The 17,474-nt window shown below is 73.8% G+C and carries 10 protein-coding genes; 9 read left to right on the forward strand and 1 reads right to left on the reverse strand.

Annotation, left to right across the window (positions count from 1 at the left end; all coding sequences use genetic code 11):
- Positions 1-130 precede the first annotated feature (130 nt).
- Positions 131-589, forward strand: coding sequence for a poly-beta-1,6-N-acetyl-D-glucosamine biosynthesis protein PgaD (gene pgaD, locus HWY08_RS18170; protein WP_176067842.1), 459 nt, complete (start codon positions 131-133; stop codon positions 587-589).
- Between the two features lie 205 nt (positions 590-794).
- Positions 795-1,820 (forward strand): sigma-54 interaction domain-containing protein, encoded by a 1,026-nt coding sequence (locus HWY08_RS18175; RefSeq protein ID WP_176067844.1) that lies wholly within the window; start codon positions 795-797, stop codon positions 1,818-1,820.
- 24 nt (positions 1,821-1,844) lie between these two features.
- Here the strand turns inward: HWY08_RS18175 and HWY08_RS18180 are convergent, their stop codons facing one another.
- Complete coding sequence (locus HWY08_RS18180; protein ID WP_176067846.1) at positions 1,845-2,102, reverse strand: hypothetical protein; 258 nt, start codon at positions 2,100-2,102, stop codon at positions 1,845-1,847.
- 272 nt (positions 2,103-2,374) lie between these two features.
- On the opposite strand from HWY08_RS18180, the gene HWY08_RS18185 reads away from it, so the two are divergent.
- The 7 genes from HWY08_RS18185 (at position 2,375) to HWY08_RS18215 (ending at position 17,384) form a co-directional block, all read left to right on the forward strand.
- The gene (locus tag HWY08_RS18185) at positions 2,375-3,856 is read left to right on the forward strand and encodes a multicopper oxidase domain-containing protein (RefSeq protein ID WP_176067847.1); all 1,482 of its coding nucleotides are present in this window, start codon (positions 2,375-2,377) and stop codon (positions 3,854-3,856) included.
- Between the two features lie 8 nt (positions 3,857-3,864).
- Positions 3,865-5,325: a multicopper oxidase family protein gene (locus tag HWY08_RS18190; protein WP_176067849.1), complete on the forward strand. Its 1,461-nt coding sequence runs from the start codon at positions 3,865-3,867 to the stop codon at positions 5,323-5,325.
- Between the two features lie 17 nt (positions 5,326-5,342).
- The gene (locus tag HWY08_RS18195; protein WP_176067851.1) at positions 5,343-13,604 is read left to right on the forward strand and encodes a choice-of-anchor D domain-containing protein; all 8,262 of its coding nucleotides are present in this window, start codon (positions 5,343-5,345) and stop codon (positions 13,602-13,604) included.
- Between the two features lie 17 nt (positions 13,605-13,621).
- On the forward strand, positions 13,622-14,140 hold the full coding sequence (locus tag HWY08_RS18200; protein WP_176067853.1) for a hypothetical protein: 519 nt from the start codon (positions 13,622-13,624) through the stop codon (positions 14,138-14,140).
- Between the two features lie 63 nt (positions 14,141-14,203).
- A complete protein-coding gene (locus HWY08_RS18205; protein WP_176067855.1) occupies positions 14,204-15,076 on the forward strand; it encodes a LolA-like protein in 873 nt (290 codons plus the stop codon).
- Between the two features lie 65 nt (positions 15,077-15,141).
- Positions 15,142-15,771: an SCO family protein gene (locus HWY08_RS18210; RefSeq protein ID WP_209005181.1), complete on the forward strand. Its 630-nt coding sequence runs from the start codon at positions 15,142-15,144 to the stop codon at positions 15,769-15,771.
- Positions 15,768-17,384 (forward strand): c-type cytochrome, encoded by a 1,617-nt coding sequence (locus HWY08_RS18215; protein ID WP_209005182.1) that lies wholly within the window; start codon positions 15,768-15,770, stop codon positions 17,382-17,384. Before HWY08_RS18210 ends, HWY08_RS18215 begins: the two co-directional genes overlap by 4 nt.
- Positions 17,385-17,474 lie beyond the last annotated feature (90 nt).

Consider the following 17,474-nt stretch of genomic DNA (forward strand, 5'->3'; position numbering starts at 1 on the left):
TTCGCGTGAATACCGGGCGGGCGCTGGCCGTCCAGCCACTGGACCGGGCAGCCAGGTTCGGGTACACCGCCTGCACCCGAACGAGCACCCGCGGTGGGTTCACTCGACTCGCCCGGCGCCAGACACGACCATGAGCTGCTCACTCATCATCGACGCACGCCGCCAGCTCCGGTGGCACGAGCGCCTGCTCTCGGACGCCTCCACGGCGATCCTCTGGAGCGGCTGGCTGTGGCTGTGCCTGCCGCTGCTCCGCGCCTACGCCTCGCTCGCCCAGCTCGGTCCCCGCCTCAGCCCGGCGCTCCCGGACCTCCTCGCGCTCGGCTCGGAGGACGTCCTCGGGCAGTCGGTGGTGGCGCTCATCGGCGCCTCGGGCACCCTCATGGCGTGGAACCGCCTCCCGGCGCGGCGCGCGCGCGCGGCGCCGGCGCTGTCGCCTCGCGAGCAGGCGCAGTACTTCGAGCTGCCCGAGCAGGAGCTCCGGGCCGGGCGCGAGGCCGCGGTGGTGGTGGTGCACCACGACGCGCAGGGCCGCATCGTCCGGCTGGAGCAGCGCGCGCTCTGCGCGCACGCCGAGGATCGGGCGGCGTAGCCCGGCAACGCGGCCGGCGCAGTCCGCGAAGTCAAGAGGCGGGCCCGATCGCACCGCGGACCGGCCGTCCGCTTCGTCGTCAAATGTTTTTCCCGGCCGCCGGGGTCGCGCTGTCCCGCTCTCCCAGGACACCGTCGTTCACCGAGCGTCCGCGCGACCCCGTCTTGGTCGAGCGCCCGAGCGAGCGGACGATCAACGGTCGTGCATGCCACTGCCTGACTGCTGCCAGGAGCCTTTCGGCGCGGGACCCGAGCGCTGCAGCGCCTGCAGCCACCAGGTGACGAGCGAGGGGCTCCGCACCTGCACGCGGTTCGCGGCCCAGAGCCCCGCCATGCAGGCCGTGCTGCGCCGGGCGCGAGCCATCGCGCAGTCGAGCGCCCCGGTGGTGCTCCTGGGCGAGACCGGGACGGGCAAGGAGGTGTTCGCCCGCGCCCTGCACCACGGCGGCGCGCGCGCCGCGCGGCCGTTCGTCCCGGTGAACTGCGGCGCCATCCCGGGGGAGCTGCTCGAGAGCGAGCTCCTCGGGCACGTGCGCGGCGCCTTCAGCGGCGCGGTCGCGGACAAGGCGGGCCTCTTCGAGGCGGCCGCGGGTGGGACGCTGCTGCTCGACGAGGTCGGCGACCTCCCGCTCTCACTCCAGGTCAAGCTCCTGCGCGTGCTGCAGGACGGCGAGGTGCGCCGCGTCGGCTCGAACCACTCGCTCGCGCTCGACGTCCGCGTCATCGCCGCCACGCACAAGGACCTGGGCGCGCTGGTGGAGCGGGGGCTGTTCCGCGAGGACCTCTACTACCGGCTCAAGGTGCTCACGCTGCGGCTGCCCCCGCTCCGCGAGCGCCTGGCGGACATCCTGCCCCTGGCCCGCCACTTCCTCGCCCTGGAGCGCACGCCGCCACGCCGGCTCACGCCGGCCGCGGAGGAGCTCTTGCTCGAGTACCGCTGGCCCGGGAACCTCCGCGAGCTGTCGAACGCCATGCGGTGCGCCTCCGCGGTCGCGGAGGGCGCCGCCCTCGAGCCGGAGCACCTCCCCGAGGAGCTCCTCCGCGCGCCCACCCGTCTGGCCCCGGCCGCCCCGCTCCGCACGCTCGCGCAGGTCGAGCGGGAGCACGTGCTCGCGGTGCTGGCCGCGTGCGGCGGGGTGCAGGCGGAGGCGGCCCGGATCCTCGGCATCGGCCGGAACACCCTCTGGCGCAAGCTGCGGGAGTACGGCGAGGCCGTCGCCCTGAGCTCGTGAGGCGGCGCCCGCGCGCGCGCTGGATCAGTCCTCCTGGTCGGCCCGCCGGGCCGTGGCTTCCTTGAACTCCTCCCACGATCGCTCGAACTCCTGCACCAGCCGCGGCCGGTGCCCGGCGGGCGCGCGGACGAGCTCGTCGAGGAGCCGGTAGAGATCGGCCCGCAGCAGGTCGAGCCCCACCGGGCGCACCTCCGCCGCGGGCGGCTGCGCGGGCGGCTGCGCGGACGGGGGCCGCGGGCCGCGGGGCGGCGGTCGCCGGTGGTGCCAGTGGAGCTGGGCCATGGTTCCTCCGTGCCCGCGGACGAAGCATGCGGTGTGCCGCGATCACCGGACACGCCGGCGCACGTCCCGCGCGCGCTTCTCCGCGGGCCGCGCCGGCGCCGGTGTTCCACGCGCTCCAGCCTGGAACACCACTCGACGCTCCGTCCGTGCCGGCGGCGGCGCCGCGCGTGCCTTGGCGGCCGTCGATTGGCGCGCGATTGCGCGCGCGCGCCGCGGCCCGAGGCGTGGCACCTGCGATGCACCGCAGCTCGAGCATCCGAGGAGCCGAACCCATGCGCACCACGCACCCCCGCACGTTCCTGGCGCTCGCCGTCGCCCTCTCCGCCGCCTCCGCCCACGCCCAGTCGTTCCGCGTGCAGTGCCCGGCCACGACCGACCTGCACCCCAACGGCAGCAGCGTCGACCCCGCGCACCCGGGCCTCATCAAGTGCCAGCACGTCGGCGGCGGCGACGGGTACGCCACGATGGCCGACGGCCACCAGATCTACCTCTTCGCCTTCAGCCCGCTCTCCGGCCTGAAGGACATCCAGGCCGGCCTTCCCGGCACGCAGACCGCGGACGTGTTCAACGGCGGGTACGTGGGGCCGAACTACTCCTCGATGGGCGCCAGCGGCCCCAACGCCGCGCCTGCCCCCAACAACGGGGCCATCACCGAGCCGGCCGGCATCATGGACCTGGGCGTGCTCGCCGGGAACGCGCCGGCGCCGCTCATGGCGATCGACGAGGACGACGAGCTCTTCCTCACGCTCAGCAACCCCGGCATGATCATGCGGCCGGATCTCTTCGAGCAGCACACCGTCCACTTCCACGGCTACCCCAACGCCTCCGCCTTCTTCGACGGCGTGCCCGACGCCTCGGTGGCGATCAACATCGCCGGGAGCTTCACCTACTACTACACGGCCCCCGACGCGGGGACGTACTTCTGGCACTGCCACATCACCCCGCCCGAGCACCTGCAGATGGGCATGGTGGGCCAGCTCTACGTGCGCCCGCGCCAGAACCGCCTGACCTCCTCGGACGACCTGGGCGCGGCGCTGCAGGCCGCGAACCGGCGGGCGGCGGTGGACCCGCTCGCCAGCGGGCGCTCGTGCAGCGACATCCTCTGCACCGGCCAGACCCCACTGCCGAGCGGCGCCGCGCCCACCGGCGCGACCGGCATCACCGGCGGCGGCCGCTACGCCTACAACGACGGCGACGGCTCCACCCGCTACGACGTCGAGTACCCGATCCAGCTCATGGGGTTCGACCCCAACTTCCACTACGTCGGCATGACCTTCAACCCGGAGGCCTTCGCCGACATGAAGGACAAGTACTTCCTCCTGAGCGGCCGCGGCTATCCGGACACCGTCAACGCCGGGCCCATCTCCACCCTCTCCTCCGACGGCGTCGCGCGCCCCTCCCAGCCGCTGCCCAGCCTCATCACCATCGCCAAGTCCGCGGGCCAGACGCGGGCGCTGCTGCGCCTGTCGATGCTCAGCGTGACCGAGCACGTGACCCTCGGGACGGTGGGGATCCCGATGAAGGTCATCGCGCAGAACGCCCGCCTGCTGCGCGACCTGGCCGGGGGCGACACCACCTTCCTGACCAACTCCATCACCCTCGGCGGCGGCGAGTCGGCCGACGTCATCCTCGACGTGAGCGACCCGCGGTACACGCCGGGTCAGACCTTCTTCCTCTACAGCACCAACCTCGACCACCTGTCGAACGACGCCGAGAACTTCGGCGGGATGATGACCGAGATCCGGATCAACTAGGACCCGCCATGACGCCCTCCTCGACGAAGCAGAGCCGCGGCTCCGCCCTGGTGCTCCTCGCCTCGCTCGCGCTGGCCGGCCTGGTGCCGGCGCACGGCGCGCGGGCGGCGGTCCCGGGCATCACCGGCCCGTCGTTCAACCTGGTCGCGAGCGCCGACTTCATCAGCCAGCCCGACGGCGCGTCGATCTACTCCTGGGGCTACGGCTGCGATCCGGCCAGCGCGCCCTCCTTCGCGCCGTTCCCGGGCAACTGCCCCGAGATGCAGCTGCCGGGGCCGACCCTGATCGTCACCGAGGGCCAGGTGGTGACGGTCACGCTGCGGAACAACCTGCCCCCCGCCGCGGGCAACACCTCGATCCTGTTCCCGGGCTTCCAGGTGACCACGCAGGGCACCGGCGTGGCCGGGCGCTTCACCCAGGAGGCCGCCAGCGGCGGCGGCTCGGTCACCTACACCTTCACGGCGACCACCCCCGGCACGCACGCCTACTACAGCGGCACGCAGGCCGACCTGCAGGTGGAGATGGGGCTCTTCGGCGCGCTGGTGGTGCTGCCGGCGGCGCCGCCCGCGGGCTGCGCCCGGCGCCCGTTCTCGCTGGCGGCCTCGGCCTACGACCACCCCTCGACCTGCTACGACCGCGAGTACATGTTCCAGCTCAGCGAGCTCGACTCGCGCATCCACGACCGGGCGCTGGCGCAGGTGCAGGCCTGCGCGGCGGCCCCCTGTCCTCCCATCGTCGCCGTCACCGAGCCCTACCGGCCCAACTACTTCCTCCTCAACGGGCGCTCGATGCCCGACGACATGGACACCCCCTACGCGCCCGGGTACGTCCACCAGCCGTACAACGCCAACCCGCACATGCACCCCGGCGAGAAGGTCCTCATGCGGATCATCGGCCAGGGGCGCTGGCAGCATCCGTTCCACTTCCACGGCAACCACGCGCGCGTGCTGGCGCGCGACGGCAACCTGCTCCTGAGCGCGGTCGACGGGAGCTCGCTGGCCGGCCCGCTGCTGTTCACGACCCCCACCGTCTCCGGCCAGACGCAGGACCAGATCTTCACCTGGACCGGCAAGGGCCTGAACTGGGACGTGTACAACCACCGCGCCGGCGACGGCAGCCGGTGCACCCCGGACGCGAGCGGCTACCACGCCGTCGCCACCGACCCGAACTACGGCGAGTGGTGCGCCGACCACCTGAAGCCGATCCCGGCCAACCCGCCCGACCCCAACATCGTCGCCATCGGGCAGTGGTACGGCGGCACCCCTTACCTCGGCCTGCAGACCACCGGCGGCTTCACGAGCACCAACGAGCCGCCCGGCACGCTCAACCAGAACCCGCAGGCCGGCTACGCGTACATGTGGCACTCGCACAACGAGCGCGAGATCACGACCAACGACGTGTTCCCCGGCGGGATCATGTCGATGCTGCTGATCGATCCCCCGGCGTGGTTCATCGACGAGACGCTCTGAAGGCGGCGGGTCATCCCATGCGAACCCATCTCTCCCTGCGCAATCGCTGCTCCTCGCTGGCCGTCCTCGCCCTCCTGCTCGCCGCCGGCGCGGCGTGCGGCTCGAAGAGCCGCGCCGCCCGCGCCACGGCGGCCACCGCCCGCGGCCGCGCGACGCCGCTCACCAACGTGGCCGGCACGCCCATCCACCTCACCGCGCGGCGCATGACCACCACCCTGCGCGACGGCACGCCTTCGCCGATGTGGGGCTTCTGCGAGACGAGCGCCTGCCCCGCGAGCGGCGCCTGGGCCCCGGGCCCGACCATCTACGCCCGGGCGGGCGACGCGCTGCAGATCGACCTCACGAACGAGCTGCCGGTGCCGACCTCGCTGGTGGTGCTGGGGCAGCTCGGCGGCGGCCTCGGCTCGCCGCAGAAGATGGACAGCCCGGCGCACCCGGGCCAGGCGTTCACGACCTTCCCCGGCAACGCGCCGGCGCCCATCCCCTTCGTGCCGCCGGTCCAGGGGCAGCGGGTCCGCTCCTTCGGCGCCGAGGTGCCCGCCGCCACCACCAGCATCCTGACCTGGTCGAGCCTGCGGCCGGGGACCTACCTCTACGAGACGGGCACGCTCCCGTCGCTCCAGGTGCCGATGGGCCTGTACGGCCTGCTCGTCGTGACCACCGCCCCGTCGGGCTCGGGCGGGAGCTTCACGCCCGGCACGGCGTACCCCGGCGTGAGCTACGACGACGACGCGGCGCTCCTGTTCAGCGAGATCGACCCGGCGCAGAACGCCGCGGTCGACGCCGCCGCCGTCGCCGGGACCGACCTCAACCGCCGCTTCGACGACCCGGCCTGCTCCGCCGCCTCGCCCTGCTACCCGGCGGCCGTGAACTACACGCCGACCTACTTCCTCATCAACGGGCAGCCGTTCGACGAGACGGCCCCCCAGGGCTCCGCGTTCACGGTCGGAGACACCGCCGCCTACCGTAGCGGCAACGTCCTGCTGCGGCTCGCGAACGCGGGCTCGCGCACCCACGTCCCGACCGTCGTCGGGCTGAAGCTGGCGCTGGTGGGCGAGGACGGGAACCTCGCGCCCGGGAACCCCAAGGTCCAGGACGTGGCCCTGCTCACCGCCGGCAAGACCTACGACGTGGTGGTGAAGCCACCGGCGGCCGCCGGCGGGGCGTCCTACGCCGCCGGCACCTACCCGGTGTTCGACCGCGCGCTGAGCCTCGGCACCGCCAACCACCCCGACGGCGGCATGCAGGGCTTCCTGCTGGTGAACCACGCGGCCGCCCCGACCGTCACCTCGCTCGTCGACGGCGTCTCGGTGACCGTCCCGGTGGCGGGCGCGCCGGGGAACCTGCCCACGGCCGTCACGCCCGCCGCCAACCCGGACAGCTTCAACGTCCCGTACGGCCGTAGCTTCAGCGCCAGCGTGACGGCCAACGACGTCGCCATCACCCGCGTGGCGCTGGGGAGCGGCCCGAGCCACGGCCTCCTCGCCCTCGCGCCGGACGGCGGCTTCACCTACACGCCCTCCTCCGGCTTCAGCGGCGCCGACCAGTTCACCTACGTGGGCAACGGCGTGCCCGCGCTGACGGCGACGGTGACGCTGAACGTCGCCGCGAAGCTCACCGGCGACGCGAACCGCCCGGTCGCGGCCCCCGACAGCTACACCAGCAGCCTCGCCACCAAGCTCAGCGTCCCCCGGCCCGGCGTGCTGGCGAACGACGCCGATCCCAACGGGTTCCCGCTCACCGCGGGCGGGGTGAGCGGCAGCACCTGCGACTCCGTCGCGCTCGCGCCGGACGGCTCGTTCAGCGTCACCGTCGCAGGGACGCCGCCCCCGCCCTCCTGCCAGTTCTCCTACACCGCGACCAACTCCCAGCAGACCTCGAGCGCCCCCGCCCTGGTGACGGTGAGCTTCGGCCTCGCCGGCGGGGTGTCGGGGCTGGCCGTCTCGGTGGTGGACGCCGCCAGCGGCGCGGCCATCCCCGACTACCGCTGGACCCTGCAGGAGGACCTCACCTTCAAGCACGACCCGAGCGGCACCCCGGCGCTCAGCACGCGCACCATCGGCACGAGCTTCCACCGGAGCCACATGCCCATCGTGGCGACCGGCTGCGTCGGCCCGGTGAGCTGCGGCAGCGGCCAGTCCGCCGGCGGCGTCACGATCTCGGACGCCGACGCCCTGGCGCGCCAGACGACGCCGGACCAGGTCGTGCTCGATCCGACCAAGAGCTACTACCTCTCGATCCTCCCCGGGGACGGCAGCCCCCCGGGCCACGCCATGGGCGGCGGCCAGGTCACGCTCGCTCACGGCGCCTGGGCGAAGCTCACCGTCAAGCTCCAGGCGACGCCGCTCGTGCCGGCGCAGCTCAGCGTCTACATCTACGAGGACAGCGCCCCGACGAACGGCCAGAACGAGGACACCGAGAGCGGCCTCGGCGGCTTCAACATCATCCTCGTGGATCCGGCCGGCCGCACCGGCGATCCGGCGGGCCAGCAGACCTACGACGCCTTCAACATGCCGCTCTCGAACGCGCTCCTCGGCACGCCGGGCTGCCCGGACGAGCAGAACCCCGGCACGAACGGCACCGGGACGTCGGCGGCGGGCAACCTCGTCGGCGCCGTCTACACCTGCCCCAACGATCCGAACGCCGGCACCCCGGCGGCCAATCCGGCCCGGTACGCGCTCGCCGGGCACGCGCTCATCAAGAACCTCACCCCGGCCCGCTACGACGTCATCGCGCACCCCGGCGCGGCCCGCGAGGGCGCGGGCGAGGTGTGGTGGCAGACCGAGACGCTGGAGGGCACGCCCGCCCAGGACGCGTTCGTCGGCATCAACGAGCCGGTCTACTTCCAGGAGTTCGGCCCGCCCGGCCCGCACACCACCGTCGGCTTCGTGAACCCGGCGCGCGTCGCGAGCTACGCCGCCGCCCACGGCCTGACGGGCAGCCACGTCGTCACCGGCAAGGTGACGAACCAGCACATGTCCCGCCCCTCCGACGTGACGCTGTGGGACTCGGGCTCCTACGACCTCCTGTCCTCCACGACCTGTCGGGTGGTGCTCAACTCCCAGGCCGGGAACGGGCCGGCCATCGCCGCCGCCCAGTGCAACCCCGACGGCACCTTCACGCTGAGCGGCGTCGCGGCCGGCGAGTACGACCTGGCGGTCTTCGACCAGTGGCTCGACCAGATCATCCAGAACGTGGCGGTGAGCGTCCCGGCCGCGGTGGCGACCGTCGCCCTCGGCGATCTGCCGGTGCTGAGCTGGTTCACGCAGTACGACCAGAACATCTTCATGGACACCAACGGGAACGGGAAGTACGACCCCGGCGAGCCCGGGATCTCCAACGTCCCGCTCACCGTGCGCTACCGCAACGGCGCGCCCTCGAACGTCACGCTCAGCGACAGCAACGGGAACGGCATCCTGGTCGAGCTCTTCCCGCTCTTCAACTGGTACGTCGCCGAGGCCGACACCACGCGCTACAAGCAGACGGGCGTCCACGTGGTCGTCGACGGCGGCGGCAAGCCGGACGCGAGCGGCCCCGGCGCCGGCCTGTGGACCTCCACCTACGCCAACCCCGACGACGGCTCGACCGAGCGGACGGAGCAGCCCGGCGCGCTCAGCTACGGCCTGCAGGGCTTCATCAGCCAGCGGAACCGCGTCGACTGGGGCCGCGCGCCCTACGCGAAGGGGGAGAACGGCGGGATCGTCGGGACGGTCGTCTACTCCTCCACCCGTCCCTTCGACGACATGCGCTTCAACGTGCAGACCATCTGGGAGCCGCTCGTCCCGCGCGTCCCGGTGAACCTGTACCAGAAGCGCACGCTGCCCGACGGCACCGAGGCGCTGACGCTCGTCGACTCGACCACCACCTCCAGCTTCGACGACTACGTGAACCGGGTGTACGGCGCCGACGGCGGCCAGTACCTCCTCGGCTCCGACGGCAAGCTCCGCGATCCCGACAGCGGCGCCCCCGCGCCCGCCGCGGCCTACCCGGCCGGCCGGCAGGTCAACCTGCAGTGCCCGGGGCAGGTCGCCACCGATCCCTTCGTCGGCTATACGCTGGGCGCCGGCGACCGCCAGCGCTGCTACGACGGCTGGCACGCCTGGAACCAGGTGCAGGCCGCGCCCTACGACGGCCGCTACACCTTCCCCAGCCCGGCGTACGCCGCCGCCCACCCGCTGACCGCGGCGCAGCGCGCCGCCGGTCAGACGCTGGTGAGCCTGCCGACCGGCACCTACGTGGTCGAGATCGTCCCGCCGCCCGGCTACCAGATCGTCAAGGAGGAGGACAAGAACATCCTCATCGGCGACACCTTCGTGGCGCCCGCCACCCAGCAGTTCGGCGCCCTCGCCAGCGTCTTCATCCTGCCCGACCAGGCCACCCTCGGGAACGCCAACCCGAACAACCCGGGCACCGGCGACCCCGGCTTCCAGAGCAACCCGACCACGAACCTCGGCGTCTACGGCCTGTCGAACGCCACCACCTTCCCCGAGTGCGTGGGCAACCTCCACCGCGTGCCGGACTTCCTGAGCCTCTACCCGCAGGCGCAGCAGGTCGCGCCGTTCGCCGGGATGGACCGGCCGCTCTGCGACCGCAAGCAGGTGGTCCTCAACGACCAGATGCAGGCGAGCGCGTACTTCTTCGTCTTCACCGAGGTGCCCGCCGCCTCGAACAACACCGGCATCATCCTCGACGACGCGTCCTCCGAGTTCAACGCGGTGTCGCCGGACTTCGGCGAGAAGGCCTCCGTGCCCTTCGTGCCGGTGTCGATCAAGGACTTCACCGGCCTCGAGATCAGCCGCACCTACAGCGACCAGTGGGGCGCGTACAACATGATGACGCCCTCGAGCTGGCTGGTGAACCCGCCCACGCCGTCCGGCTACGGGCCGAACATGCTGGTCACCTGCATCAACGACCCGGGGCCCATCGCCGATCCCGCCACCGGCCAGCTCGTGACCGACCCGCACTACAACCCGGCCTACAGCAACTTCTGCTACACGAACCCGTACATGCCGGGGCAGACCACCTACCTCGACACCCCGGTGCTGCCCATCGCCGCCTTCGCCGCCGGCTACAACCCGGCCGACTGCGCCCTGCCCGACGGCGCGCCCGCCATCCAGCGCGTGGACAGCAGCGCCGGCTTCGGGCCCTGGCTGCCCACCGCAGGCGGCACCCTGACCATCACCGCCCAGGGCGACCAGCAGGTGCCGAACCCGGCCTACGCCGGCCCGTTCGCCGCGGGCGGGCTCGCCAGCCAGACCACGATCGCGCGCCACTACGGCTTCGGCGACGCGCGCGGCACGCTCAAGATCGGCGACGTCGACCTCACCAGCCGGGTGACGGGCTGGACCGACGCGGCCATCACCGTGGCCGTGCCGGCCCACACGCCGAGCGGCGAGCTCGCCATCACCACCGCCGCCGGGAAGGCCTCCGTGGACACGGTCACCGTCACCCTCGAGGACCGCGCGCCGACGCGCGTGTCGAGCGGCATGGCCATCCAGGACGCCATCGACCTCGCCAACCCGGGCGAGCTGATCCTGGTCGACGCCGGCACCTACAGCGAGCTGCTCATCATGTGGAAGCCGGTGCGCCTGCAGGGCGTCGGCGCCGGCGCGGTGATCGTCAACGCCGCCAAGTACCCGACGAGCAAGCTCGCGGCCTGGCGGCCGCGCATCAACGCCCTCTTCGCCATCGACCCCGTCACCGGCAACCAGCTCGGCCCGTCGCAGGTCGATCCGCTCCCGAGCCAGGAGATCACGGGCGGCGTGGTCCTGCTCGAGCCCTCCGTGCTCGGCTCCGAGGAGGGCGCCGGCATCACCGTGCTCGCTAAGAACCTCCCCGCCTCGGCCTGCGGCGTCACCGGCTCGCCCGGCTGGGACAGCAACTTCCGCTGCGCCCCCTCGCGCATCGACGGGATCGCCGTCACGGGCGGCGACGCCGGCGGCGGCATCTACGTGAACGGCTGGGCGCACGACCTCGAGATCTCGAACAACCGCGTCTACGGCAACGCCGGCGCCTACCACGGCGGCATCCGGGTGGGCGTGCCCTACCTCGAGCTGGAGAGCCTGCCGACCGGGCCCAGGGGGGAGGTCCTCCTCGACGGGCAGCGGATCGCCGGGTTCGGGTACGACGAGCACGTGCGGATCCACCACAACGCGATCACCAAGAACGGCACCGTCGAGGCGCCGGCCGGCAGCGGCGGCGCGGGCGGCGGGGTGTCGATCTGCACCGGCACCGACCACTACAGCGTCGACCACAACTTCGTCTGCGGCAACTACGGCGGCTCGGACGGCGGCGGCATCGGCCACCTCGGCTTCAGCCAGGGCGGCCTCATCGCCTACAACCAGATCCTCTTCAACCAGAGCTTCCAGCAGACGAGCTCCACCCACGGCGGCGGCATCGCGGTGGCAGGCGAGCCCCCGGTGGCGGGCGCGGTGTCGCTTGGCACGGGGGACCTCACCATCGACGCCAACCTCATCCGCGGCAACTTCGCCGAGGGTGGCCAGGGCGGCGGCATCCGGCTGCAGCAGGTGAACGGCGCGGACGTGAGCGCCTTCGGGCAGCCGGCGCGCTGGCACAAGGTGACGCTCTCCAACAACATGATCGTCGACAACGTCGCCGGCTGGGCGGGCGGCGGCGTCTCGCTGGCCGACGCGGTGAACGTCTCCATCGTCAACAACACGGTCGCGTCGAACGACAGCGCCGGCATCGCGGGCGTGGTGCTGGCCGGCGGGGTGGCCCTCCCCGGCGCGACCCCGGGCACGGCCGGCGCGGGCCGGCCCAGCCCCTCGGGCATCGTCTCGGAGCGCACCAGCGCGGCGCTGCTGTCGCAGTTCAGGAACGCCGGCCAGCGGACCGCCAACGCCATCTCGCGGCCGGAGCTCGTGAACGACATCGTCTGGCGGAACCGCTCGTTCTACTACTCCGGGGACGGCCGGCTCTGCGTGGGCAACAGCCTGGCCGCCACCGCGGGCGCGTGCACGACGCTGCCGGATCAGGCCACGAGCGGGCAGTGCCCGGCGGGCGCCGCGTACTGGGACCTCGGGGTCCTCGGCGACGCGAGCGCGGTCCCCGGCGCGGTCCACCTCGACCCGTCCTACTCCATCCTGACCAGCCTGGCCGGCTACGGCGGGGTGGGCAACAAGGCCTCCGACCCGCAGCTCGTGCAGCCGTACTGCAACGGCTCGCGCGCGGTCCCGGAGCTGGCGAGCGTCATCAACCCGCCCAGCCCGAAGAACCTCCAGGTGGCGGCCACCGTGGACGAGGGCAACAACTACGTCAACCTGCGGTACGGACCGCTGTACCTCGCGAACCCGGTCACCGGGGCAGCCGTCGGCGACGATCACCTCGGGGGCGCGGTGGTCTCCGCGGGCGTGGTCACCGGCTCGACCTCTCCCGCCTTCAACGCCGGCACCGCGACCGACGCGCCGGACCACGACTTCGACGGCCAGCCGCGCCCGCTCGCCGGCGCGTACGACATCGGCGCCGACGAGTTCCTCGTGCCGTCGCCCATCCTGGCGGTGAGCCCGAGCCCGCTCTCCTTCTCGGCGGTGTCGGTCAACACCACCCGCACCCTCTCGGTGACGGTCTCGAACGCGGCGGCGGCGACCGCCAACCTCGTCCTGGGGGCGCCCACGCTGACCGCCGGGACCTCCGGCAGCAGCCAGCCGGCCCGCTACAGCCTCGGCACCACCTGCCCCTCCGGCGGCGCGGGCCTCGCGCCCGGCGCCTCGTGCGCCATCGCGGTGACCTTCGCGCCCACCGCGGTCACCCTGCCCTCGACCCAGACCGCCACGCTCCGCGTGGTCGCGACCAACGCCCCCTCCACCACCGTGGCGCTCTCCGGCACGGGCGTCGTCCCCGTGTACCGCATCACGCCGGGGCCGCTCACCGGCCACGGCTTCGGCAACCAGGCGGTGGGGACCGCGAGCGCGCCCTTCCAGCTCACGGTCACGAACGGCGGCTCATTCCCGCTGGCGGGGGGCGAGCTGTGGCTGACCGGCGACCCGCTCCTGACCGGCACCTACGCCGGCCAGTTCCGGGGCGCCTTCCGGGCGGGCGACACCTGCACCGCCACCACCCACCTCGCCGCCGGCGCCTCGTGCACCTTCAGCGTGGCCTTCGCGCCCACCTCCGCGGGGGCGAAGGGGACGAGCGCGCTCAACGCCGGCGCGCGGGTGGACGTGGCGCACGCGCCCGGCGCCGTGAACGGCGGCGGCGCAGGCTCGCCGGTGTGGGGCACCGGCGTCGCCACCACCGCCCTCGCCGCCCCCGCGCGCTGAGCTCGACCATGCGCGGCGTGGCGACACGAGCCCTCGGGGCGGCGCTGCGGGCGTCCCTGCTCGCAGCGGCCCTCGCCGGCGCCGCGGCGCAGGCCGGGGAACCGGCGGCGGGCGCCCCACCTGCCGGCGGGCAGGCCCGGCCGCGCCCTCCGCGGGCGACCGCCGCGGCCGAGGCGGCGAGGTGGCACGCCCGCCACGGCCACTACTTCGAGCGCAACTGGGGGGTCGACGTGGTCGGCGTCCGGCGCGTCTCGTCCGGCTACATGCTGCGGTTCAATTACCGCGTGGTCGATCCGGGCCGGGCGGCGGCGCTGACCGACCGCAAGGTGCGGCCGTACCTCATCGACGAGGCGACGCACACCGCGCTCGCGGTCCCGGCGATGGAGAACGTCGGCGAGCTGCGCCAGGTGGCCCCCCTCGAGCCGAACCGCACCTACTTCATGATCTTCGGCAACCCGGGCGGATTGGTGCGCAAAGGCGGGCACGTCACGCTCGTGATTGGTAATTTCCGAGCGGAAGGATTGGTCGTCGATTAGCAATCGATCGCAACGCCGCGCGGGCCGCCCACTCCGGGCCCGCGTATCGGGAGGAGCCTCCTCATGACGAGCCGCGTCCGGCCTGCCCCACCCCACGCGCCCTTCGCCGCGGCCCTCGCGCTCGCGCTGGCGCTCGCCGGCTGCCACCGCGCCAGCCCCGCCGAGCGCGCGGCGCGCCCGATCCTGGAGAAGAACGCGGCGGCGCGCGGCGGCGCCGCGGCCTGGCGCGCGGTCGAGTCCCTGGCGATGTCGGGCAAGCTCGAGGCAGGGCGGCCGCGCGACCCGGTCAAGCTGGCGGCGAGCTACCTCCGGCAGCTCCGCCAGACCAAGGGGGAGCTGCGGCGGGCCGCGGTCCAGGCCCGGGCGGCGGAGCCGGAGCAGCCCGTGCAGCTCCCCTTCGCGATGGAGCTGAAGCGGCCGCACAAGACTCGCCTGGAGATCGCCTTCCAGGGCCAGACCGCGGTCCAGGTGTTCGACGGCAGCCAGGGCCGGAAGCTGCGGCCGTTCCTCGGGCGCCGCGAGGTGGAGCCGTTCAGCGCCGAGGAGCTGCGGCTCGCCTCGCAGCAGGCCGAGCTCGACGGGCCCCTCCTCGAGGCCGCGGCCCGCGGGCACCGGGTGGCGCTGGTCGGCGAGGAGCAGGTCGAGGGGCGCGACGCGTACCGGCTCGCCATCACCTCGGCCGAGGGGCAGGTGCGGCAGGTCTGGGTGGACGCGCAGACCTTCCTCGACGTGAAGGTCGACGGCGCCCGCCGCCTCGACGGAAAGAGCCGGGCGGTCTCGACCTACCTCCGCGACTACCGCCCGGTGCACGGGCTCATGATCCCGCACCTCCTCGAGACCGTCGTCGAGGGCGTCGAAGGCTCGGAGAAGATCACGATCGAGCGCGTCTTCCTGAACCCAGAGCTCGACGACGCCCGCTTCACCACGCCCCAGTGAGCCCGCCGCGCGCCCCTCGCCGCCGAGGCGGGGAGCCCGTTCACCCGCAGCCCCGAGAGGTCGCCGTGCACCCCACCCCGAGCCCGACCCACCCCGCGCTGGCGCTGGCCCTCGCCGGCGCGCTCGCCCTCCTCCCCGGCGCCGCGCGGGCGGAGGACGCCCCCGATCCGCACGCCCACCACCACCACGCGGCGGGCGCGATGAAGCGAGCGACGCGCTCCACGGCCGAGTACGCGCTGCCCTCCGTTCCGCTGGTGCGCGACGACGGCCGGACCGTGACGCTGCCCGGCGAGCTCACCGACGGGGCCCCGGTGGTGCTCGACTTCATCTTCACCTCCTGCACCAGCATCTGCCCGGTGATGAGCCGGATCTTCGCGCAGCTCCAGGATCGGCTCGCGGGCGAGCGGGTGCACCTCGTCTCCATCTCCATCGACCCCGAGCAGGACACGCCGGAGCGGCTGGCGGAGTACGCCCGGCGGTTCCACGCCGGCCCGGGCTGGCGCCACTACACCGGCACCGCGCAGGCGAGCCTCGCCGTGCAGCGCGCGTTCGAGGCGTACCGCGGCGACAAGATGGACCACACCCCGGTCACCTTCCTGCGCGCCGCGCCGGGCCGGCCCTGGGTGCGGATCGACGGCTTCGCCTCGGCGGACGAGCTGGCCCACGAGCTCCACGAGCTGGTCGCCACGCGGTGAGCGCCCTCGGCCTCGCGGCGCTCCTGGCGCTCGCGCTGGCGCCGCAGGCGGCGCCGGCCGGCCCGGCGGCGGGCGCCGGCGAGCGGCTGTATCGCGAGGGGGTGCTGCCCTCGGGCCGCGCGCTGCGCGGCGAGCGCGAGGGCGGGGTGGGGGTGGAGGGCGCCGCCGCCGCCTGCGCGACCTGCCACCGCCGCAGCGGGCTGGGGAGCTGGGAGGGCCAGATCGTCATCCCGCCCATCATCGGCCGCTACCTCTTCCGCCCGGGCGCGCGGAACGTGGAGGACCCCGACCTACCGCACGTGCAGGGCTACGTCCCGCACCGCGAGCCCTACACCGACGCCACGCTGGCGCGCGCCATCCGCGACGGCGTGGACCAGCAGGGCCGGCGGCTCAGCTACCTCATGCCGCGCTACGCGCTCGACGGGGCGACCATGGCGTCGCTCGTCGCCTACCTCAGGCGGCTCACCAGCGAGCCGGTACCGGGGGTGACGCGCGACACGCTCCACTTCGCGACCGTCGTCACGCCCGACGCCGATCCGGCGGGGCGCCAGGGCATGCTCGACGTGCTCCGGCAGTTCTTCGCCGACAAGAACGCCGGCTACCGCGGCGAGAGCCCGCCCCTGCAGTCGACCCGCGGGGTGATGTACCGGGTGACGCGCAAGTGGCAGCTCCACGTGTGGGAGCTCTCGGGCCCGCCGGACGGGTGGGAGGCGCAGCTGCGGGAGCGGCTCGCCGCGACCCCCGTCTTCGCGGTGATCTCCGGGATCGGGGGCAAGACCTGGGCCCCCGTGCACCGCTTCTGCGAGCGCGCCGCCCTCCCGTGCCTGTTGCCCAACGTCGAGCTGCCGGTCGCCGCGGAGCGGGACTTCTACCCGGTCTACTTCTCGCGCGGCGTGCTGCTGGAGGCGCGCCTCATGGCGCGGCAGGTCCGGGAGGACCGCGAGCGGCTGGACCTGCGCCGGCTGGTGCAGGTGGTGCGGCAGGGGGACGTCGGGGAGGAGGCGGCGCGGGAGCTCCAGGCGGCGCTCGCGCCGACCGGGCTGGCGTTCGCCACGCGGGTGCTCGGGGCCGGCCAGGAGCCGGGGACGCTGGCGGCGGCCCTGGCGGACGCGGGCGCGCACGACGCGGTCGCGCTGTGGCTGCGGCCCGGGGACCTGGCGGCGCTGCCCGCCGCCCCGGGCGCGGGCGCCGTCTACGCGTCCGGCCTCATGGGCCAGCTCGAGCGCGCACCGCTCCCGGCCGCCTGGCGCGGGGCGGCGCGGCTGACCTACCCCTTCGACCTGCCCGAGCAGCGGAAGGTGCGCATGAACTTCCCGCTCGGCTGGTTCACCGTCCGGCACATCCCGGTGGTGGCGGAGCGGGTGCAGACCGACACCTACCTCGCCTGCGTGATCCTGTCGGAGACCCTCGGCCACATGCTCGACAGCTTCGTGCGCGACTACCTGGTGGAGCGGGTGGAGGTGATGCTGAGCCACCGGCTCGTGAACGGGTACTACCCGCGGCTCGGGCTCGGGCCCGGGCAGCGCTTCGCCTCCAAGGGCGGGTACCTGGTGCGGTTCGCCCAGCCCGAGGGGACGCGCGTGGTCGCCGCGAGCGCCTGGGTCGTCCCCTGAAGAGGACGGAGCCCCGCGCCCTGGCCTCGCTGGCCGCGCGGCGCCCGCCGCCCGTCCGAAACATCGCCCCTCGCGCTTCCCCAGGAAGGT

This window comes from Anaeromyxobacter diazotrophicus (assembly GCF_013340205.1).
Taxonomy (GTDB): Bacteria; Myxococcota; Myxococcia; order Myxococcales; family Anaeromyxobacteraceae; genus Anaeromyxobacter_A; species Anaeromyxobacter_A diazotrophicus.